This window comes from Leclercia sp. LSNIH8 (assembly GCF_002920195.1).
Classification (GTDB): domain Bacteria; phylum Pseudomonadota; class Gammaproteobacteria; order Enterobacterales; family Enterobacteriaceae; genus Enterobacter.
This window is the reverse complement of record NZ_PQJY01000002.1, coordinates 234,000-256,217: the sequence shown is the minus strand read 5'-3', so window position 1 is coordinate 256,217 and position 22,218 is coordinate 234,000. Positions and strand designations below refer to the sequence as shown.

At 58.0% G+C, this 22,218-nt stretch carries 14 protein-coding genes and 3 tRNA genes; 13 read left to right on the top strand and 4 right to left on the bottom strand.

Features of this window, described 5'->3' with window-relative positions; all coding sequences use genetic code 11:
- Positions 1–337 precede the first annotated feature (337 nt).
- The 12 genes from rppH to recD all read left to right on the top strand — a co-directional run bounded on the left by rppH (position 338) and on the right by recD (position 18,666).
- The gene (gene rppH / locus C3406_RS06030) at positions 338–868 is read left to right on the top strand and encodes an RNA pyrophosphohydrolase (RefSeq protein ID WP_103180968.1); all 531 of its coding nucleotides are present in this window, start codon (positions 338–340) and stop codon (positions 866–868) included.
- Between the two features lie 12 nt (positions 869–880).
- The gene (ptsP, locus tag C3406_RS06025) at positions 881–3,127 is read left to right on the top strand and encodes a phosphoenolpyruvate--protein phosphotransferase (protein ID WP_103822738.1); all 2,247 of its coding nucleotides are present in this window, start codon (positions 881–883) and stop codon (positions 3,125–3,127) included.
- Between the two features lie 185 nt (positions 3,128–3,312).
- On the top strand, positions 3,313–4,185 hold the full coding sequence (gene lgt, locus C3406_RS06020; protein WP_103180966.1) for a prolipoprotein diacylglyceryl transferase: 873 nt from the start codon (positions 3,313–3,315) through the stop codon (positions 4,183–4,185).
- 6 nt (positions 4,186–4,191) lie between these two features.
- A complete protein-coding gene (thyA, locus tag C3406_RS06015) occupies positions 4,192–4,986 on the top strand; it encodes a thymidylate synthase (protein ID WP_103180965.1) in 795 nt (264 codons plus the stop codon).
- A 183-nt stretch (positions 4,987–5,169) separates the two neighbouring features.
- Positions 5,170–5,634, top strand: coding sequence for a prepilin peptidase-dependent protein (locus tag C3406_RS06010; RefSeq protein ID WP_103822737.1), 465 nt, complete (start codon positions 5,170–5,172; stop codon positions 5,632–5,634).
- Positions 5,625–6,188, top strand: coding sequence for a prepilin peptidase-dependent protein (locus C3406_RS06005; protein WP_103822736.1), 564 nt, complete (start codon positions 5,625–5,627; stop codon positions 6,186–6,188). Before C3406_RS06010 ends, C3406_RS06005 begins: the two co-directional genes overlap by 10 nt.
- On the top strand, positions 6,185–6,589 hold the full coding sequence (locus C3406_RS06000; protein ID WP_103822735.1) for a DUF2509 family protein: 405 nt from the start codon (positions 6,185–6,187) through the stop codon (positions 6,587–6,589). Before C3406_RS06005 ends, C3406_RS06000 begins: the two co-directional genes overlap by 4 nt.
- Positions 6,574–6,897 (top strand): prepilin-type N-terminal cleavage/methylation domain-containing protein, encoded by a 324-nt coding sequence (locus tag C3406_RS05995; RefSeq protein WP_103822734.1) that lies wholly within the window; start codon positions 6,574–6,576, stop codon positions 6,895–6,897. Before C3406_RS06000 ends, C3406_RS05995 begins: the two co-directional genes overlap by 16 nt.
- A gap of 11 nt (positions 6,898–6,908) precedes the next feature.
- The gene (gene recC / locus C3406_RS05990) at positions 6,909–10,283 is read left to right on the top strand and encodes an exodeoxyribonuclease V subunit gamma (RefSeq protein WP_103822733.1); all 3,375 of its coding nucleotides are present in this window, start codon (positions 6,909–6,911) and stop codon (positions 10,281–10,283) included.
- Between the two features lie 141 nt (positions 10,284–10,424).
- Entirely contained in the window at positions 10,425–13,307 is a 2,883-nt protein-coding gene (ptrA, locus tag C3406_RS05985; protein WP_103822732.1) for a pitrilysin, read from the top strand.
- Positions 13,304–16,849, top strand: a complete 3,546-nt coding sequence (gene recB, locus C3406_RS05980; protein WP_103822731.1) for an exodeoxyribonuclease V subunit beta — start codon at positions 13,304–13,306, stop codon at positions 16,847–16,849. Before ptrA ends, recB begins: the two co-directional genes overlap by 4 nt.
- The gene (recD, locus tag C3406_RS05975) at positions 16,846–18,666 is read left to right on the top strand and encodes an exodeoxyribonuclease V subunit alpha (RefSeq protein ID WP_103822730.1); all 1,821 of its coding nucleotides are present in this window, start codon (positions 16,846–16,848) and stop codon (positions 18,664–18,666) included. The genes recB and recD overlap by 4 nt, the downstream gene beginning before the upstream one ends.
- 48 nt (positions 18,667–18,714) lie before the next feature.
- On the opposite strand, the gene argA is transcribed toward recD, so the two are convergent.
- Positions 18,715–20,046: an amino-acid N-acetyltransferase gene (gene argA / locus C3406_RS05970; RefSeq protein WP_103180956.1), complete on the bottom strand. Its 1,332-nt coding sequence runs from the start codon at positions 20,044–20,046 to the stop codon at positions 18,715–18,717.
- A gap of 228 nt (positions 20,047–20,274) precedes the next feature.
- On the opposite strand from argA, the gene amiC reads away from it, so the two are divergent.
- A complete protein-coding gene (gene amiC / locus C3406_RS05965; protein ID WP_103180955.1) occupies positions 20,275–21,528 on the top strand; it encodes an N-acetylmuramoyl-L-alanine amidase AmiC in 1,254 nt (417 codons plus the stop codon).
- Positions 21,529–21,631: 103 nt separating this feature from the next.
- Here amiC and C3406_RS05960 read toward each other — a convergent pair.
- The 3 genes from C3406_RS05960 to C3406_RS05950 form a co-directional block, all read right to left on the bottom strand.
- Positions 21,632–21,708, bottom strand: a tRNA-Met gene (locus C3406_RS05960).
- Positions 21,709–21,861: 153 nt separating this feature from the next.
- A tRNA-Met gene (locus C3406_RS05955) sits at positions 21,862–21,938 on the bottom strand.
- A 43-nt stretch (positions 21,939–21,981) separates the two neighbouring features.
- Positions 21,982–22,058, bottom strand: a tRNA-Met gene (locus tag C3406_RS05950).
- Between the last annotated feature and the right edge of the window lie 160 nt (positions 22,059–22,218).

The following is a 22,218-nucleotide window of genomic DNA, read 5'->3' as shown; positions in this document are numbered from 1 at the left end:
CAACGATCTTTCAGGTGACCTGCATCACACAATGCTGTGCATTTCACAGATAATCTCATTTAAACTAATGAAAAATAGAGAGTTGTAAAAAACGCTAATCTCTGCAATATTCAGAGTGATCTGGGTTGTCCATCGGTAATTCCATACTTCTTCACAACTCTATCCACAGAAAAAGTGTATAAAATTGCCCTTCCGGGCGTTCATCTGTTTATAACTCCGATGATAATTGTGAGTTATTCAAATGTTATTCGGCTCCAGGCCCGAAAGAGAGTGGTTTACCGCCTCACTGGAGTGTGAAACAATCATTTATATATAAGGTTTAGTTTGGGGTAGTCCGGTGATTGATGACGATGGCTACCGCCCGAATGTAGGTATCGTAATTTGTAATCGCCAGGGGCAGGTCATGTGGGCCCGGCGATATGGTCAGCACTCCTGGCAATTTCCCCAAGGCGGGATTAACCCTGGAGAGTCCGCAGAGCAAGCGATGTATCGGGAGCTGTTCGAAGAAGTTGGCTTAAGCCGCAAGGATGTTCGCATTCTGGCTTCGACCCGCAACTGGTTGCGTTACAAGTTACCGAAGCGTTTGGTGCGTTGGGACACAAAGCCGGTATGTATCGGCCAGAAACAGAAATGGTTTCTTCTGCAATTGGTGAGCAGCGATGCGGATATCAATATGCAAACCAGCAGCACGCCTGAGTTTGATGGCTGGCGCTGGGTCAGCTACTGGTATCCCGTTCGGCAGGTCGTGTCGTTTAAGCGCGATGTTTACCGCAGGGTGATGAAAGAGTTCGCAAGTGCCGTAATGATGCTTCAGGAGGTTCCTCCTAAGCCCCAGAGCGCACCTGCCTGGCGACGTAAAAGAGGTTAAGCTACGCACATTATGCTCACCCGCCTGCGCGAAATAGTCGAGAAGGTGGCCAGTGCCCCACGGCTCAACGAGGCGCTGGATATTCTGGTCACTGATATCTGCCTTGCGATGGAAACCGAGGTCTGTTCGGTCTATCTGGCCGACCACGACCGCAGGTGTTACTACCTTATGGCCACGCGCGGATTGAAAAAACCGCGTGGTCGTACCGTTGCGCTGGCGTTTGATGAAGGCGTAGTGGGTCTGGTCGGGCGTCTGGCCGAACCCATCAACCTTGCCGATGCGCAAAAGCACCCCAGCTTCAAATATATCCCCTCCGTAAAAGAGGAGCGTTTTCGCGCCTTCCTGGGCGTACCGATCATCCAGCGTCGTCAGCTGCTGGGTGTGCTGGTTGTGCAGCAGCGCGAACTGCGTCAGTACGACGAAAGCGAGGAGTCATTCCTCGTTACGCTGGCCACGCAAATGGCGGCTATTCTCTCCCAGTCCCAGCTCGCGGCACTGTTTGGTCAGTACCGGCAGACGCGCATTCGCGCCTTGCCGGCCTCACCCGGCGTCGCGATCGCCGAAGGGTGGATGGACGCCACGCTGCCGCTCATGGAGCAGGTTTACGAAGCCTCCACGCTGGACACCGCCCTTGAGCGCGAACGTCTGACCGGCGCGCTGGAGGAGGCTGCCAACGAATTTCGCCGCTACAGCAAGCGCTATGCCGCAGGTGCGCAAAAAGAGACGGCAGCGATCTTCGATCTTTATTCACACCTGTTGTCTGATGCCCGGCTGCGTCGGGAGCTGTTTGACGAGGTCGACAGGGGCTCGGTGGCGGAGTGGGCCGTCAAAAAGGTCGTCGAAAAATTCGCCGAACAGTTTGCCGCCCTGACCGATGGCTATCTGAAAGAGCGTGCCGGGGATCTGCGTACCTTAGGTCAGCGTCTGCTGTTCCATCTCGATGATACCATTCAGGCTGCCAATACCTGGCCGCCGCGCTTTGTGCTGGTGGCGGATGAACTCTCCGCCACCACGCTCGCGGAGTTGCCGCAGGACAGACTGGCCGGGATCGTGGTTCGCGACGGCGCCGCCAACTCCCATGCCGCCATTATGGTGCGGGCGCTTGGGATCCCGACCGTAATGGGGGCCGATATTCAGCCCTCCGCGCTGCACCGCCGAACGCTGGTGGTGGACGGTTATCGCGGCGAGCTGCTGGTCGATCCTGAACCGGTACTGTTGCAGGAATATCAGCGCCTTATCAGCGAAGAGAATGAGCTGAGCCGTCTGGCGGAAGACGACGTCAACCAGCCCGCGGCGCTGAAAAGCGGTGAGCGCATTAAGGTAATGCTCAATGCCGGGTTAAGCCCGGAACATGAAGAGAAGCTCGGCAGCCGTATTGATGGTATCGGTCTCTACCGCACCGAAATCCCGTTTATGCTGCAAAGCGGCTTCCCCTCTGAGGAGGAGCAGGTGGCGCAGTATCAGGGCATGCTGCAGATGTTCAACGACAAGCCGGTGACGCTACGTACGCTGGACGTTGGCGCAGATAAGCAACTGCCGTACATGCCTATCAGCGAAGAGAATCCCTGCCTGGGCTGGCGAGGGATCCGTATTACCCTCGATCAGCCGGAGATCTTCCTGATCCAGGTGCGCGCCATGCTGCGCGCCAATGCTGCGACCGGCAACCTCAGTATTTTGCTGCCGATGGTCACCAGCATTGACGAAATCGACGAAGCCCGCCGCCTGATCGAGCGTGCCGGACGCGAAGTCGAAGAGATGATCGGCTACGAAATACCGAAGCCGCGCATTGGCGTGATGCTGGAAGTCCCGTCGATGGTCTTTATGCTCCCGCAGCTGGCCACGCGCGTCGACTTTGTTTCGGTGGGCACCAACGACCTGACCCAGTACATGCTGGCGGTGGATCGCAATAACACCCGGGTGGCGAGCATCTACGACAGCCTGCATCCGGCGATGCTGCGCGCGCTGGCGATGATTGCCCGCGAAGCGGACGCCAACGGTATTGATCTGCGTTTATGCGGCGAGATGGCGGGCGACTCAATGTGTGTAGCGATCCTGATTGGTCTCGGCTTCCGCCACTTGTCCATGAACGGACGTTCCGTTGCCCGCGTGAAGTATCTGCTGCGCCATATCGACTTTGAAGAGGCTCAGCAGCTGGCGAAACGCAGTCTTGAAGCCCAGCTGGCAACGGAGGTGCGGCATCAGGTGGCGGCCTTTATGGAGCGTCGCGGCATGGGCGGGCTGATCCGCGGCGGACGTTAGGCACCAGGTATCCCTCAGCGTCTGCGCCGGGGGATACAAACCCCTATACACATCTTTTACATCTCTGGCGCAACCTCCACGCTCGCTTGTGCTATGATTCGCAACTTTGGAGCGCAGGGTACTCCTCTGCGCGCTTCTCTACCGCTGTCCACTTTCAGCGGAATAACAACATCTTGTGGTGACAGATGAACAGTGGCTATCTGCATTTTCCGGAGTTTGATCCGGTCATTTTCTCAGTAGGACCCGTCGCGCTGCACTGGTACGGATTAATGTATCTGGTCGGTTTCGTCTTTGCCATGTGGCTGGCTGGCCGTCGCGCCAAACGCCCGGGCAGCGGCTGGACCAAAGACGAAGTGGAAAACCTGCTGTATGCCGGTTTCCTCGGCGTTTTCCTCGGTGGGCGTATCGGCTATGTGCTGTTTTACAACTTCCCGGTCTTCCTGAACGATCCGCTCTACCTGTTCCGCGTCTGGGACGGCGGCATGTCCTTCCACGGTGGCCTGATTGGCGTCATTCTGGTGATGGTCATTTTCGCGAAGCGCACCAAACGCAGCTTCTTCCAGGTCTCTGACTTTATTGCGCCGCTGATCCCGTTCGGTCTGGGCGCAGGCCGTCTCGGTAACTTTATCAACGGCGAGCTGTGGGGCCGCGTCGACCCGAGCGTACCGTTTACTATGCTGTTCCCGCAGTCCCGTGCCGAAGATATGGCCCTGCTGCCGTCGCACCCGGAATGGCAGTCGATTTTCGACACCTACGGCGTCCTGCCGCGCCATATGTCGCAACTGTATGAAATGGCGCTGGAAGGGGTGGTGCTGTTTATCATTCTGAACCTGTTCATCCGTAAACCGCGCCCGACGGGCTCCGTCTCTGGCCTGTTCCTGATCGGTTATGGCGCGTTCCGCATTATCGTGGAATTCTTCCGCCAGCCGGATGCGCAATTTACCGGGACATGGGTCCAGTACATCAGCATGGGGCAGATCCTCTCCATTCCGATGATCGTCGCGGGTATCGCAATGATGGTCTGGGCGTACCGTCGTCCACAGCAACAGGTCTCCTGAGGAATCATGAAACAGTATCTTGAACTGATGCAAAAAGTGCTCGATGAGGGCACGCCAAAAAACGATCGTACCGGCACCGGTACTCTCTCCATTTTTGGGCACCAGATGCGCTTCAACCTGCAGGAAGGCTTTCCGCTGGTGACGACCAAGCGCTGCCACTTACGCTCAATTATTCACGAGCTGCTCTGGTTCCTGCAGGGCGACACCAACATCGCTTATCTACGCGAGAACAATGTCTCTATCTGGGACGAATGGGCAGACGAGAACGGCGACTTGGGCCCGGTATACGGCAAGCAGTGGCGCGCCTGGCCGACGCCGGATGGCCGCCACATTGACCAGATCACCACCGTGATGAACCAGCTGAAAAACGATCCCGACTCGCGCCGTATCATCGTGTCGGCCTGGAACGTGGGCGAACTGGACAAGATGGCCCTGGCTCCGTGCCATGCGTTTTTCCAGTTCTATGTCGCGGATGGCAAGCTCTCCTGCCAGCTCTATCAGCGCTCCTGCGATGTCTTCCTCGGCCTGCCGTTCAACATAGCCAGCTATGCGCTGCTGGTGCATATGATGGCCCAGCAGTGCGACCTGGAAGTGGGTGATTTTGTCTGGACCGGGGGGGATACCCACCTCTACAGCAACCATATGGAGCAGACCCACTTGCAGCTGACTCGCGAGCCGCGCGCGCTGCCGAAGCTGATTATCAAACGTAAGCCGGACTCCATTTTCGACTATCGCTTTGAAGATTTCGAAATCGAAGGCTACGACCCGCATCCGGGGATCAAAGCGCCTGTAGCGGTCTGATGCTGCAATCCTGACACAACCGGCGCACTCTGCGCCGGTTTTTTTATGCCTGTCGTCGTCTTTTGCGAGCCTGCTTCCGCGAGAATTGCAACGGGCTGCAATCCCCCATAAAGCGCGGAAAGCGCCTCGTAATTCGCCTAATGTCGCCTCGACCTGTTTCTTTCCCCCCGGCACACTGCCGCCATGAAAAAGGAAAAGGGGTTTACCCTCATGGAAATGCTGATCGCCCTCTCGCTCATCATGACGCTGAGCGCTGCGGGGCTGTACGGCTGGCGATCCTGGCAGCAGCAACAGCAGCTATGGCAGACGGCGCGCCAGGTGCGCGATTTTCTGGTGATGCTACGCAATGATGCCTGGCGAAATAACCGCGACCATATCGTCACACTCAAACAGGACGGCAAGCGATGGTGCCTGTTAAAGACGGGGATTCCTGCGTGTGAGGCGGACAACGCCTTTGTGCTAATCCCGCAGTGGGCGGATATCAGCCTTACTGAGTTAACGCCGGGGTTGGGATTTTACGGTTTGCGGGATACCGCCTGGGCCGGAAGGGTGCGTCTGCAAAGCCAGGCCGGCGAGTGGCTTATTCTCATCTCCTCATGGGGACGTATTCGGATGTGCAACGGCAAGGGAGCGTTCGCATGTCGGTAAAGCAGCGGGGATTTTCCCTCACGGAAGTGCTCATCGCGATGGCGGTAAGCAGCGTGCTGCTGTTAAGCGCAGCGCGGTTTTTGCCCGCGCTACAGCAGTCAGTCACGCGGCTCACGAAACAGCAGGAGCTTGAAGAAGAGCTTTGGCTACGCATAACCACTATCGGTAAACATCTGCAGCGGGCGGGGTATTGCGCGGGCGAGTGCACTGGCGAGGCGTTAAAAGTGGGGCAGGGTGGTGAATGTGTCATTGTGCAGTGGGACGAAAACAGCAATGGCCGCTGGGAAACCTCCCCGCCTGCCGCGGCGGAACAGACCGGGTTTCGCCTGAACGGCGGTGCGCTGGAAACAGTGCGCGGCGCGACACAGTGTGAAGGTAAGGGGTGGGAGAGAATAACCGATCCCGACCGGATCACGGTCCTGCGTTTTCAGGTGCAGCGCATTGCCCGCGCAGGCTTTGCGCCGGAGCTGAGTCTGATGCTCGCGGCCGCCGTCAACGGGCAGCGTGACGGCGGCGTTGAGGTGCGCCACATCGTTACCGGATTTAATTTATGAGCCGCGAGCGGGGAATGTCATCGCTGGCGCTGGTGCTCCTGCTGTTAATTCTGGGTAGCCTGATGCTGGCGGGACTTAACCAGCAGCTCGACGCGCTACTGCGTATCGTCAGTGCAGAACGGCAGGCGATACAGCATCAGGCTGCCGCCCAGTCGGCGCTGGAGTGGGGAAGAACGCTCGACTGGCAAACGCAGGTGGACTACGCGTGCCAGCAGCATCCTCTGCAGCCCTGGCGAGTCTGTTTGCGTCTGACCGGGGGGCGCGCACTGCTTATCGCCAGCAGCGACAGCATCACGTTGTGGCGGCAGGGCGAGCTAAAGGCAGACGGCGTACATTTTTTGCCCCACGGCTGGAGCGATTTTTGTCCCCTGAAGGAGAGGGCGTTATGTCAGCCACAATAGCCAGACAGAAAGGGTTCAGCATCGTGGAGGTCCTGCTGGCAATGGTGCTGATGGTCATGGTCGTCACCGCGCTGGCGGGTTACCATCGTGTTTTAGCCAGTCGGTTTGTCACGCTTGAGCAGTATCGCCAGCTCTGGCGTCATGCTCAGACGCTGTCCCAGCTGAGCGCCGGGGATGCGCCTGGCGGCTGGCAGGTAAACAGGATGCAGACAACACAGGCTGGATGTGTCAGCATCTCGGTCAAACTTATTTCTCCTCGGGGTCGGCAGGGTCAAATGACACGCCTGCACTGCCCGGTTAGCCAGTAGTTGGAGCAGCAATGTTAAGGGTCTACCACTCAAACCGTCTTGATGTGCTGGAAGCACTGATGGAATTTATTGTCGAGCAGCAGCGGCTCGACGATCCCTTTGAACCAGAGATGATCATGGTTCAGAGCACCGGTATGGCGCAGTGGTTACAGATGTCCCTTTCACAGAAGTTTGGTATCGCCGCCAATATTGATTTCCCGCTGCCGGCCAGCTTTATCTGGGATATGTTCGTCCGCGTACTGCCGGAGATCCCAAAACAGAGCGCATTCAGCAAACAGAGCATGAGCTGGAAGCTGATGTCGCTGCTGCCTGAGATGCTGACCCATGACGAGTTTGTCATGCTGCGCCACTACCTGAATGACGATACCGATAAACGGAAGCTGTTCCAGCTGGCGTCACGTACGGCGGATCTCTATGACCAGTATCTGGTCTATCGGCCGGAGTGGTTAACGCGCTGGGAGGCGGGCGAGCTTGTCGACGGTCTCGACCAGGCGCAAATCTGGCAGGCGCCGCTGTGGAAAGCGTTGGTCGCCCATACTGAGGCGCTGGGCCAGCCGCAGTGGCACCGCGCAAATTTATATGAGCGTTTTATCGCGACCCTGGAGTCCGCCTCTGAGACGCCTGCCGGTTTGCCGTCCCGGATCTTTATCTGCGGAATATCCGCACTGCCGCCGGTCTACCTGAAAGCGCTGAATGCCCTGGGCAAGCATATCGACATTCATATTCTCTTCACCAACCCCTGCCGCCATTACTGGGGAGATATTCAGGATGCCCGCTGGCTGGCCCGCATGGTGACGCGCCAGCGTCGTCGCCTGTTTGACGACGGCACGGTACCGCTGTTTAAAGACAGCGAGACGGCCTCTGAACTCTTTGACGAACAGGGGATCCAGCACTTGCCGAACCCGCTGCTCGCCTCCTGGGGCAAGCTGGGGCGCGACTATATCTATATGCTCTCGGAGCTGACCGCCTCCGGGGAAGGGGATGTCGACGCCTTTGCGGATATCACCCCGGACAGCCTGCTGCATAATATACAGCGGGACATTCTGGAGCTGGATAACCGCGCGGTGACAGGCATCACCGCTACGGAGTTTGCCCGCAGTGACAGCAAACGCCGGCTCGATCCTGACGATCGCAGCGTGACCGTTCACCTGTGCCATAGCCCGCAGCGCGAAGTGGAGGTGCTACACGACAAACTGCTGGCGATGCTGGAGGAGGATCCGCAGCTGACGCCGCGCGATATCGTGGTAATGGTGGCGGATATCGACAGCTACAGCCCCTATATCCAGGCCGTTTTTGGGAGTGCGACGGGCGACCGCTACCTGCCGTTTGCCATATCAGACCGTCGTGCGCGTCAATCGCACCCGGCCCTGCAGGCGTTTGTCAGCCTGCTCTCTCTACCGGACAGCCGCTTCGTCCCGGAAGATGTGCTGGCCCTGCTGGATGTCCCGGTCCTGGCGGCTCGTTTTGATATTGATGAGGAGGCGCTGCGCTACCTGCGTCAGTGGGTTAACGAGTCGGGCGTGCGCTGGGGCATGGACGATGACAACGTGCAGGAGTTTGAGTTGCCCGTCACTGGCCAGCACACCTGGCAGTTTGGCCTGACGCGTATGCTGCTCGGGTACGCCATGGAGAGTAGCCAGGGGGAGTGGAATGCCGTGCTGCCTTATGATGAGTCCAGCGGCTTAATTGCCGAGTTGGTCGGGCATCTGGCGTCACTGCTGATGCAGCTTAACCGCTGGCGTCGGGAGCTGATGAAAGCCCGCCCGCTCGACGAGTGGATGCCGGTATGTCGCGAAATGCTTAATGATTTCTTCCTGCCGGATCAGGAAACCGAAGCGGCGATGGCGTTAATCGAGCAGCAGTGGCAGGCGATCATCGATGAGGGGATCTCCTCGCACTATGGTGAAGCGATCCCCCTGTCGTTGTTGCGGGATGAATTAACCCTGCGTCTCGACCAGGAGCGTATCAGCCAGCGTTTTCTCGCCGGGCCGGTAAACATCTGCACCCTGATGCCGATGCGATCCATTCCGTTTAAGGTCGTCTGCCTGCTGGGCATGAACGACGGCATTTACCCACGCGCGCTGGCGCCGCTGGGCTTTGATTTAATGAGTCAGAATGCGCAGCGCGGCGACCGCAGTCGTCGCGATGATGACCGCTATCTGTTTCTTGAGGCGCTGATCTCCGCGCAACAGCAACTCTATATCAGCTATATCGGCCGCTCTATCCAGGACAACAGTGAACGGTTCCCCTCCGTGCTGGTGCAGGAACTGGTGGACTACATCGGGCAAAGCCACTACCTGCCGGGCGATGAGGCGCTCAACTGTGATGAGAGCGAAAAGCGCGTAAAAGCGCATATCACTTGTTGTCACAGCCGTATGCCGTTTGATGCGGAGAACTACAAAGCTAACGAGCAGCAGAGCTATGCCCGGGAATGGCTGCCCGCCGCGAAACGGGAGGGCGTAGCCCATGGCGACTTTATTCAGACGCTGAAGCCGTTAGCGCTTGATACCGTTCCCTTTGAGCAGCTTCAGCGTTTCTGGGCGCACCCGGTGCGGGCGTTTTTCCAGATGCGGTTGCAGGTTAACTTCCGCTCCGAAGAGAGCGAGATCCCGGATGCCGAGCCGTTTACGCTGGATGGCTTAAGCCGCTACCAGCTCAATCAGCAATTGCTGAATGCGCTGGTGGAGCAGGAAGATGCGCAGAAGCTGTTCCGTCAATATCGCGCGGCAGGTCAACTGCCCTATGGCGCCTTCGGCGAGATCGTCTGGGAGGCTCAGTGTCAGGAAATGCAGGCCCTGGCTGGTCGGGTGATTGAGTGCCGTCAGCCGGGTACGAGCATGGAGATCGATCTCAATTGCAACGGTGTGAATCTGACGGGATGGCTACAGCACGTGCAGCCCGACGGGCTGTTGCGCTGGCGACCGTCAATGCTCAGCGTTTCGCAAGGTTTGCAACTTTGGCTGGAACACCTTGTCTACTGTGCGAGCGGTGGCGAAGGTGAGAGCCGGTTATTTGTCCGCAAAGAGGGTGAATGGCGCTTCCCGGCGCTCTCTGCTGAACAGGCCATGAACTATCTGTCGCAGCTGGTTGAGGGTTACCAGCAGGGGATGAACACGCCGCTGCTACTGCTGCCAGAAAGTGGGGGGGCATGGATTAAAACCTGTTATGACGCCACAAATGATGCCATGTTAACGGATGAGGCGACCCTGCAAAAAGCGCGCAGCAAATTTTTGCAGGCCTACGAAGGCAACATGATCGTCCGCGGGGAAGGTGACGACGTCTGGTATCAACGCCTGTGGCGAACCCTTGAACCTGAGTACTTCGAGGCCATCACCGACGAGGCCCGACGCTACCTGTTACCGCTGTATAAATTTAATCAGTCCTGACGCCTGTATAAAAATTGCACGGATTTGGGCATTCATTTATGATGCGCAACTTGTCATGGACTGATGTACCAAAACAAAGAGATGCTGGCGTGTCCGGCACGAAGCTTGTTAATGATGATGTCCGTGATGAAGAGGTAGTGAATGCCAGGCAGCACCTTGTTGAAAACGTTAGTTTTGTTCGTCGCTCTTTGGGCCCCCCTCAGTCAGGCAAATACCGGTTGGCAACCCGTTCAGGAAACGATCCGCAAAAGTGATAAAGATACCCGTGAATATCAGGCGATCCGCCTTGATAACGGGATGGTCGTGCTGCTGGTTTCCGATCCTCAGGCCGTAAAGTCACTGTCGGCGTTGGTGGTGCCGGTGGGCTCGCTGGAAGATCCTGAATCCCATCCAGGGCTCGCACACTATCTTGAACATATGACCCTGATGGGCTCAAAGAACTATCCGCAGCCTGACAGCCTGGCCGAATTCTTGAAAATGCACGGTGGCAGCCATAACGCCAGCACCGCGCCGTACCGTACGGCTTTTTATCTTGAAGTGGAAAACGATGCGCTGGAAGGTGCCGTCGATCGTCTGGCGGATGCCATTGCTGCCCCGCTGCTGGATAAAAAATATGCCGATCGTGAGCGCAACGCCGTGAATGCGGAGCTGACGCTGGCGCGTACCCGGGACGGGATGCGGATGGCGCAGGTCAGCGCCGAAACCATCAACCCCGCGCACCCTGGATCGCGCTTCTCCGGCGGAAATCTTGAGACGCTGAGCGACAAGCCGGGTAGCCCGGTGCTTGATGCGCTGCACGCGTTTCGCGACAAATACTACTCCGCTAACCTGATGAAGGCCGTGGTCTACAGCAATAAGCCGCTGCCGGAACTGGCGCAGCTGGCTGCCCAGACCTATGGCCGGGTGCCGAATAAAAATATCACCCGCCCGGAAATCACCGTGCCGGTGGTCACCGACGCGCAGAAAGGCCTGATCATTCACTATGTTCCCGCGATGCCCCGCAAGGTGCTGCGCGTGGAGTTCCGTATTGATAACAATACGCCGCAGTTTCGCAGTAAAACCGACGAGCTGGTTAACTACCTGATTGGCAACCGTAGCCCGGACACCCTCTCCGACTGGCTGCAAAAGCAGGGGCTGGTGGAAGGTATTCGCGCCGACTCCGATCCCGTCGTCAATGGCAACAGCGGTGTGCTGGCGATCTCCGCCACCTTAACCGATAAAGGTCTGGCCCATCGCGATGGCGTTGTCGCCGCGATTTTTAGCTACCTTTCGCTGCTGCGTGAAAAAGGGGTGGATAAACGCTACTTTGACGAGCTGGCGCACGTGCTGGATCTCGACTTCCGTTATCCTTCCATTACCCGCGATATGGACTACGTCGAGTGGCTGGCCGATACCATGATCCGCGTGCCGGTTGAGCACACACTGGATGCGGTCAATATCGCCGATCAATACGATGCCGACGCCGTCAAAGCCCGACTGGCGATGATGACGCCGCAGAACGCCCGTATCTGGTATATCAGCCCGAACGAGCCGCATAACAAGACCGCTTACTTTGTGAACGCCGAATATCAGGTGGACAAAATCAGCGAGCAAACTTTTGCCGACTGGCAGAAGAGATCCGCCGGGATCGCCCTTAAGCTGCCGGAGGTGAACCCTTACATCCCGGACGACTTTACCCTCATCAAACCGACTAAAGATTATCCACAGCCGCAGCTGATTGTGGATGAGCCTGACCTGCGCGTGGTCTATACCCCGAGCCGCTATTTCGCCAGCGAGCCAAAAGCCAACGTCAGCATGGTGCTGCGTAACCCTGCGGCGATGAATACCGCTAAAAACCAGGTGATGTTTGCGCTGAATGACTATCTGGCCGGTATCGCGCTGGATCAGCTCAGCAACCAGGCCGCAGTAGGCGGGATCGGTTTCTCGACCAACGCCAATAATGGCCTGATGCTCAACGCCAACGGTTACACTCAGCGTCTGCCGCAACTCTTTAAAGCGCTGCTGGAAGGCTATTTCAGCTACACCGCCACCGAGGAGCAGCTGGAGCAGGCTAAGTCCTGGTACGCGCAGATGATGGATTCCGCAGAAAAGGGCAAAGCCTTCGATCAGGCTATTATGCCGGTGCAGATGCTCTCGCAGGTTCCCTACTTCCAGCGTGAGGAGCGCCGGGAACTGCTGCCGTCTATTACGCTGGACGAGGTAATGGCCTACCGTGCCGCGCTGAAAACCAATGCCCGACCGGAGTTTCTGGTGGTGGGCAACATGAGCGAAGATCAGGCGAAAACCCTGGCGCAGGATGTGCGTACTCAGCTGGGTGCGAAGGGGACCGAATGGTGTCGTAACCAGGACGTGCTGGTCGAAAAACAGCAGAACGTGATTTTCGAAAAAGCGGGCAGCAGTACGGATTCCGCACTGGCAGCGGTCTTTGTCCCGACCGGCTATGACGAATACGCCAGTTCAGCATACAGCGCCGTACTCGGACAGATCGTGCAGCCCTGGTTCTACACCCAGTTACGTACCGAAGAGCAGCTGGGCTATGCCGTCTTTGCCTTTTCGATGAACGTTGGTCGCCAGTGGGGGATGGGCTTCCTGCTGCAAAGCAGTGATAAACAGCCAGATTATCTCTGGCAGCGTTTCCAGGCCTTCTTCCCGCAGGCAGAAGCGAAGCTGCGTGCGATGAAGCCGGAAGAGTTTGCCCAGATTCAACAGGCGGTGATTGCCCAGATTATGCAGCCGCCGCAGACGCTGGCTGAAGAAGCGTCAAAAATCAGCAAAGATTTTGATCGGGGTAATATGCGCTTCGATTCGCATGATAAAGTAGTGGCCGAGATAAAACAGCTCACGCCACAGAAAGTGGCCGACTTCTTCCACCAGGCCGTGGTCGCCCCGCAGGGGATGGCTATCCTGTCACAGGTTTCCGGTAGCCAGAGTAAGAAAGCCGATGTCACCCCGCCGGCGGGCTGGACGGTATGGAAGAGCGTGAGCGCATTGCAGCAATCTTTGCCCAGGAGTAAGAACGAATGACCGATACCGCTGAGTCCCTTAACCCCTTACGTTTACCGTTACAGGGGGAGCGACTGATAGAGGCCTCAGCGGGAACCGGAAAAACCTTCACCATCGCTGCACTCTATCTGCGACTGCTGCTCGGTCTGGGCGGCAGCGCGGCGTTTAGCCGCCCGCTCAACGTGGAAGAGCTACTGGTGGTAACCTTCACCGAAGCCGCGACGGAAGAGCTGCGCGGACGTATCCGCGCCAACATTCATGAGCTGCGCATCGCCTGCCTGCGACAGAGTACAGATAACCCGCTGTATGCCAGCCTGCTGGATGAGATTGACGATAAACAGCAGGCGGCACAGTGGCTGCTGCTGGCGGAACGGCAGATGGATGAGGCTGCCGTGTTTACTATCCACGGCTTCTGCCAGCGCATGCTCAGCCTGAATGCCTTTGAATCAGGCATGCTTTTTGAGCAGCAACTCATCGAAGATGAATCCCAGCTGCGCTACCAGGCGTGCGCCGACTTCTGGCGTCGCCATTGCTACCCTCTGCCACGTGATATCGCCGAAGCGGTACATAATCTCTGGAAAGGCCCGGACGAGCTACTGCGGACCATCGATCGCTATCTGCAGGGAGAAGCCCCGGTCATCAAATCTGCCCCGCCTGCGGACGAAACGCTGGCTTCACGCCATGAGAAGATTGTCGGCCTGATCGCCGCCATGAAACAGCAGTGGTCTGACAGCGTGGCGGAAATCGAGGCGGTGATTGAGCGCTCCGGCATCGACCGGCGTAAATTCAACCGCGGCAACCAGACAAAATATATCGAGCGCGTGACGGCCTGGGCTCAGGAAGAGAAGCACAGCTATCAGCTGCCTGACGCGCTGGAAAAATTCTCCCAGTCGTTCCTTGCCGAGCGCACGAAAGCGGGCGGCGAGGTGCCGGAACACCCGCTCTTTTCCGCCATCGATAATCTGCTGGCAGAGCCGTTAACCCTTAACGATCTGATGATCACCCGTGCTCTGTCAGAGATCCGCGAAGCGGTGGCGCGGGAAAAGCGCCGTCGCGGCGAGCTGGGCTTCGACGATATGCTCAGCCGTCTCGATGATGCCCTCAACAGCGACAATGGCGAGGCGCTGGCTGACGCCATCCGGACCCGTTTTCCGGTGGCGATGATCGATGAATTTCAGGATACCGATCCCCAGCAGTACCGGATTTTCCGCCGCATCTGGCGCCAGCAGCCGGATACCGCTCTGCTGCTGATTGGCGACCCGAAACAGGCGATCTACGCCTTCCGTGGGGCGGATATTTTCACCTACATGAAAGCGCGTGGCGAAGTGGCCGCGCACTATACGCTGGATACCAACTGGCGCTCGGCCCCCGGCATGGTGGAGAGCGTGAACACGCTCTTTTCACAGATGAACGATGCCTTCATGTTCCGTGAGATCCCCTTCTTACCGGTCAAATCTGCCCCGAGAAACGCCACGCTGCGTTTCGAGTATAAAGGCGATTTCCAGCCCGCGATGCGCATCTGGCTGATGGAGGGCGAAGGGTGTGGCGTCGGAGATTACCAGACCTTTATGGCCCAGCACTGCGCGGCGCAAATCCGCGACTGGCTGAGCGCTGGCGTACGCGGCGAAGCCATTTTGCACCGGGGCGAGGATGCCCAACCGGTGAAGGCGTCAGACATTACGGTGCTGGTGCGCAGCCGTCAGGAGGCGGCGTTGATCCGTGATGCGCTGACCCTGCTTGGCATTCCTTCGGTCTATCTCTCCAACCGCGACAGCGTATTTGAAACGCTGGAAGCCCAGGAGATGCTCTGGCTGTTGCAGGCGGTGCTGGCGCCGGAGCGTGAAAGTACCCTGCGCAGCGCCCTGGCAAGCGCCATGCTCGGCCTTAACGCCCAGGATATCGATACGCTGAATAACAGTGAGACACTCTGGGATGAGGCGGTAGAAGAGTTTACCCGCTACCGTGAGCGCTGGCAGAAGCGGGGCGTAATGGCGATGCTGCGCGACCTCATGACCCAGCGCAACATCGCCGAAAATATGCTGGCAACTGCCGGAGGGGAACGCCGCCTGACCGATATTCTGCACATCAGCGAACTGTTGCAGGAGGCGGGGGCCCAGCTTGAGAGTGAATATGCCCTCGTGCGCTGGCTGGCGCAGCACATTGCCGAGCCGAACAGCAACGCCTCAAGCCAGCAAATGCGTCTCGAAAGTGACAAGCATCTGGTTAAAATCGTCACCATTCACAAATCGAAAGGGCTGGAGTATCCGCTGGTCTGGCTGCCCTTTATTGCCAACTACCGGGTTCAGGATCAAGCCTTTTATCACGATCGTAAGACCTTTGAAGCGGTGCTTGACCTCAGCAAGGCCGACGACAGCGTGGAGCTGGCCGAGGCGGAACGGCTGGCGGAAGATTTACGCCTGCTCTATGTGGCACTGACCCGTTCGGTGTGGCACTGCAGCTTAGGCGTGGCGCCGCTGTTCCGTCGGCGTGGCGAAAAATCGGGTGACAGCGACTTCCACCTGAGCGCGCTTGGACGCCTGATCCAGCGCGGTGAGCCGAAAGATGCCGCCGGTCTGCGCCAGTGTCTGGAGGCGTTGTGCAATGAGCACATTGCATTGCAGGTTGCCGGTGTGGCAGACGCCGCCCGCTGGCATATGCCGGATCCGGTGTTACCGGATCTGCAGGCGCGGCAGGTGGCCCGCATGCTGTATGACGACTGGCGGGTCACCAGCTATTCCGGGCTTCAGCAGCACGGGCACAGTATCGCCCAGGATCTGATGCCACGCCTCGATGTTGATGCCGCAGGCACCGGTGAAGTGCCGCAGGAGCCAGAGCTGACGCCGCACCAGTTTCCGCGCGGCGCCTCGCCGGGCACCTTTTTACACAGCCTGTTTGAAGCACTCGATTTTACGCAGCCCGTCTCCCCGGAGTGGGTGCTGGAGATGCTGCAAAAAGGGGGATACGATGCCCGCTGGGAGCCGGTGTTAACCCGCTGGATCGCGCAGGTGCTGGAGACTCCGCTCAATGAGGAGGGGATCTCACTGAGCCAGCTGACAGCCGCTGATAAACAGGTTGAGATGGAGTTTTATCTGCCCATCGCCGGGCCGCTCACCGCCGGGGCGCTGGATGCGTTGATCCGCGAGTACGATCCACTCTCCCGGGGCTGCCCGCCGCTCGATTTTCGTCAGGTGCGCGGCATGCTGAAAGGCTTTATCGACCTGGTCTTCCGCCATAATGGCCGCTATTACCTGCTGGACTATAAATCCAACTGGCTGGGTGAAAACAGCGAGGCTTATACCCCGCAGGCTATGGCCCGGGCGATGCAGTCGCACCGCTACGATCTGCAGTACCAGCTCTACACCCTGGCGCTGCACCGATATTTGCGTCACCGTATTGCCGACTATGACTATCAACACCATTTCGGTGGGGTGATCTACCTGTTTTTACGTGGCGTGGATGGCAGCTCGCCGGGCGCCGGTTGCTTTGCCACCCGTCCGGATGAAGCGTTAATTGAACAAATGGATAGCCTGTTTTCTGCCAGCAACGAGGAGCTAACACAATGACGATGCAGGAACACTTGCTGGAAGCCGTTGAGCAGCGCGTGCTGCGTCGTCTGGATGTACAGTTTGCGATGATGGTAGCAGGGAACGACGAACCGGCGGTGATGCTGGCGGCGGCAATCTTAAGCCGTGATGCGGGAGAAGGGCACGTTTGCCTGCCGTTGTCCCGGCTGCGTGCCGAGGCGAAAAGCGCCGCGCTGCAGGCCTGTTTTGCGCTGTTTGACCAGGAGCCGGACTGGACCGCTACGCTGCTGCGCTCCCGCGCGGTGAGTGCAGGGGATGAACCGACGCCGCTGGTGCTCACCGGCGAGCGGCTCTACCTCAACCGGATGTGGCGCTATGAGCGGGCGGTGGCCAGCTTCTTTAGCGAAGCCAATCAGCCGTTGCCCCATGACAGCGCCGACGTTCAGCGCACGCTGAATGCGCTGTTCACCTCTGACGAAGCCGTCAACTGGCAAAAGGTGGCTGCGGCAGTCGCGTTAACGCGGCGTATTTCCGTGATTTCCGGCGGACCGGGGACCGGCAAAACGACCACCGTTGCCCGCCTGCTGGCGGCGCTGATCCAGATGGCGGGAGAGGAGAAATGCCGGATCCGGCTGGCGGCACCCACCGGCAAAGCGGCCGCTCGTCTGACCGAATCGCTGGGCGGCGCGCTGCAAAAACTGCCCCTGACCGAGGCCCAGCGCGCGCGATTCCCGACGGAAGCGAGCACGCTGCACCGTTTGCTTGGCGCGCAGCCGGGCAGCCAGCGCCTGCGTTACCATGCAGGTAATCCGCTGCACCTGGATGTGCTGGTGGTGGATGAGGCGTCGATGATTGATCTGACGATGATGTCGCGTCTGATTGAAGCCCTGCCGCCTCATGCCCGGGTGATCTTCCTCGGCGATCGCGACCAGTTGGCCTCCGTCGAAGCGGGCGCGGTGCTGGGTGATATCTGTACCTGGGCCAGCGCCGGCTTTACGGTCCGGCGCGCGCAGGAGCTTGCCAGCATGACGGGATGCGAGATGGAGGGCAACGTCAGCCCGGTCGCAGGCGCGCTACGTGACAGCCTGTGTCTGCTGCAAAAAAGCTACCGTTTTGGCAGCGATTCTGGCATCGGGCAATTGGCGGCCGCGGTCAACCGGGGCGATCGCCACGCTATCCGCTCGGTATTTGATGGCAAATTCAGTGATATTGAGAAAAAGCAGCTCCAGAGCGGGGAAGAGTATCTGGCGATGCTGGAAGATGCTCTGCAGGGGTATCAACATTTTCTCGACAGCGTGCAGCAGCAGGCCTCCGAAGCGGAGATCCTGGCGGCATTTGGCCGCTACCAGCTGCTTTGCGCCTTACGGGATGGCCCTTTCGGCGTCGCCGGGCTTAACGAAAGGCTTGAGCAGGTCCTGGCGCAAAAACGCCGTATTGGCCGTCAGCCCCATTCGCGCTGGTATGAAGGCAGGCCGGTGATGATTTCACGCAACGACAGCGCGCTGGGCCTGTTTAACGGCGATATCGGGATTGCGCTGGATCGGGGTCAGGGTCTGCGGGTCTGGTTCCAGATGTCGGACGGCAGCGTGAAGTCCGTGCAGCCCAGCCGCCTGCCGGAGCATGAAACCGCCTGGGCCATGACGGTGCATAAATCCCAGGGCTCTGAGTTCGATCACGCGGCACTGATTTTACCTAACCAGATGTCGCCCGTCGTGACCCGCGAGCTGGTCTATACCGCTATTACCCGCGCCCGTCGGCGGTTGTCGTTGTATGCGGATGAAGGGGTGCTGACGCAGGCTGTCACCACCCGTACGGAGCGGCGCAGCGGGCTGAGCGCGATTTTTGAAGCCTTATAAGCGTGTGAAAAGCCGGGCGACGTTTGCCCGGCCTGTGGGTGATGACCGTTATCCCAGATCCGCCATCAGCACTTTTGAACGGCGCTGATAGTTGTACATCTCTTTCTTGGTTTCCGGCAGGGAATCAATGTCCACCGGCGTGAAACCCCGCTCCTGGAACCAGTGAATACTGCGGGTCGTCAGCACAAACAGCTTGCTCAGCCCCATCTGCCGCGCCTGGAGGGCGATGCGCTCCAGCAACACTTCGCCGCGCGATGAGCTGCGGTAATCCGGATGCACCGCCACGCAGGCCATTTCACCGATCTTCTCTTCCGGGAAGGGGTAGAGCGCCGCACAGGCGATGGTGAGGTTATCACGCTGAATAATGGTGAACTTGTCGATCTCCATCTCCAGCTGTTCGCGGGAGCGGCGCACCAGGATCCCCTGCTGCTCCAGCGGGCGGATGAGTTCCAGAATGCCGCCGATGTCGTTGATGGTGGCGCGACGGATCTGCTCGGCGCTCTCCATCACAATCTGCGTCCCGATACCGTCGCGGGAGAAGAGCTCCTGCAGCAGGGCGCCATCTTCCTGATAGCTGATCAGGTGGCTTCGACGCACGCCGCTGCGGCAGGCTTTGATTGCACCCCGCAGGAAACGTACGGTACCGGAGTAGTAATCCCCCTGCGCCTCAAGGGCATCGACGCGCGCCTGAGCCTCGTTAGGGAACAGCTCAGAGACAATGTTCCCGAGCTCGTTCATCACGCCCTGCGAGGAGCAGAAGCCGATCATTTTTTCTGCTTTCAGCTTGATCGCCAGCTGGGTGGCAATCTCTTCAGAGGTGAGATTGAAACTTTCGCCCGTGACAGAGACGGCAACCGGGCCGGTCAGCACAATCGCGCCGCCGTCGAGCTGACGGTGGATCGCCTCTTCATCAATACGACGAATACGGCCGCTGTGGCAGTAATCCACGCCATCATCCACGCCGAGCGGCTGGGCGATAATAAAATTACCGCTGACCACGTTAATATGTGCCCCCTGCAGCGGGGTGTTGTTAAGGCTCATCGACAGACGCGCGGTGATGTCCAGCTGCAGCAGACCGGCGGCCTGCTTAACCAGCTCCAGCGTTTTAGCGTCGGTGACGCGGGTATGTTTGTGGTAGATCGGCTCGTGATGATGCGCGGCCAGATTCGCCTCAATCTGCGGGCGAGCGCCATACACGACGACCAGGCGAATACCCAGGCTATGCAGCAGGCCGATGTCATTGACAATGCTGGAGAAATTCTCATGCTCAATGGCTTCACCACCCAGCATGACGACAAACGTCTTTCCCCGGTGGGCGTTGATATAGGGAACAGAATGGCGGAATCCCTGGACCAGTTCGATTCTACGTTCCTTCACCACGGCACAACCCCTCAATGAATGTTTATTCGTAATTTTTGTATTTTTATTCGAATATCGCGCTGTGCGCAAGCCAAACTTTTCTGCGAAGCAAAGAAAAGATTCAGTTAAGTTATCGTTAACGCATGATTGTTACCCTTTTAGGGATGACAGGTTATGCATCATTCGTTAAAGTTTTCGGTCAATTTGGACGTTATGAAAAGTTATTCGATATCTTTGCTCGGGAGAAGCATGTCGGGATCCAGTAAAGCATTAAGTCGCCGTCGCCTGTTACAAGGGGCTGGGGCAATGTGGTTGCTTAGCGTTAGTCAGGTCGGGTTTGCCGCTGTCAGTCAGGTTGTTGCGGTGCGCGTCTGGCCGTCTTCGACCTATACGCGCGTGACGGTCGAGTCAAACCGGGTGCTGAACTATAAGCAATTCGCGTTGAGCAACCCGGAGCGGGTGGTGGTGGATATCGAAGGCGTAAATCTTAACTCGGTGCTGAAAGGAATGAGCGCCCAGATCCGCGGCGACGATCCCTTTATCAAATCCGCGCGGGTAGGGCAGTTTGATCCGAAAACCGTGCGCATGGTGTTTGAGCTCAAGCAGAACGTCAAACCGCAGCTGTTTGCTCTCGCGCCGGTGGCCGGTTTCAAAGAACGTCTGGTTATGGACCTCTATCCTGCCAACGCGACCGATATTCAGGATCCGCTGCTGGCCCTGCTGGAGGATTACAACAAAGGCGATCTGGAAAAACAGGTACCGCCTGCGCAAAGCGGCCCACAGCCCGGCAAAGCGGGACGCGATCGCCCGATTGTGATCATGCTCGATCCGGGGCACGGCGGCGAGGACTCCGGCGCGGTAGGCAAATACCGGACCCGGGAAAAAGATGTGGTGCTGCAAATCGCCCGTCGCCTGAAGGCGATGATCGACAGAGAAGGCAACATGCGCGCCTATATGACGCGCAACGAAGATGTCTTTATTCCGTTAAAAGTGCGTGTGGCCAAAGCGCAAAAGCAGCGTGCGGATCTCTTCATCTCTATCCATGCGGACGCCTTTACCAGCCGTCAGCCCAGCGGGTCATCAGTGTTTGCCCTCTCCACCAAAGGGGCGACCAGTACCGCAGCACGCTATCTTGCCGATACCCAGAACGCCTCCGACCTTATCGGTGGGGTAGGGCGGAGCGGCGATCGCTACGTCGACCACACCATGTTCGATATGGTCCAGTCGCTGACCATCACCGACAGCCTGAAGTTTGGTAAAGCGGTGCTGGGCAGGCTTGGGCATGTGAACAAACTGCATAAGAACAGCGTCGAACAGGCCGGATTTGCGGTGTTAAAAGCGCCGGACATCCCGTCGATTCTGGTGGAAACCGCGTTTATCAGTAACGTGGAAGAGGAGCGCAAACTTAAAACGGCTAAGTTCCAGCAGGAAGTGGCGGAGTCGATACTGGCGGGGATTAAGGCCTATTTCTCTGACGGGGCGACGCTGGCGAGACGCGGATAAGATCAATACTGCCCGGCGGCTCTGCGCTTGCGCGGGCCTACGGGTGGGCTGACGACAAAAACAAAAAAACACCCGGAAGGGTGTTTATTGTTTTTAGAAGTGTTGGTTGCGGGGGCCGGATTTGAACCGACGACCTTCGGGTTATGAGCCCGACGAGCTACCAGGCTGCTCCACCCCGCGTCCGTCTTTATACTTAGCATTTCAAACCACATGTGCGTTGGCTTTCCTCGTTCACCTCAGTCACTTACTGGAGTAAGCTCCTAAGGATTCACTGCGTCGCCGCCTTCCTGTGATTCGAACTGCTTTGTATAAACTTACTTCTTTAAATTTGATTGGTTGCGGGGGCCGGATTTGAACCGACGACCTTCGGGTTATGAGCCCGACGAGCTACCAGGCTGCTCCACCCCGCGTCCGTCTTTCTGCTTTGCAGAAGATACTTCATCAAATTTTAATTGGTTGCGGGGGCCGGATTTGAACCGACGACCTTCGGGTTATGAGCCCGACGAGCTACCAGGCTGCTCCACCCCGCGTCCGTGGAAGCGCACTATACTCGGATGACTTTTTGATGCAACCCTTTTTCGTAAAAATCACCAAATTAGACGTTGATTTGTCCGCTCTGTCGTCGATTTGAATATTTTTTGCGCAAAATTTGCCTAAGGGGAGGCAATCGCATTTCAATACCTTTGCCGG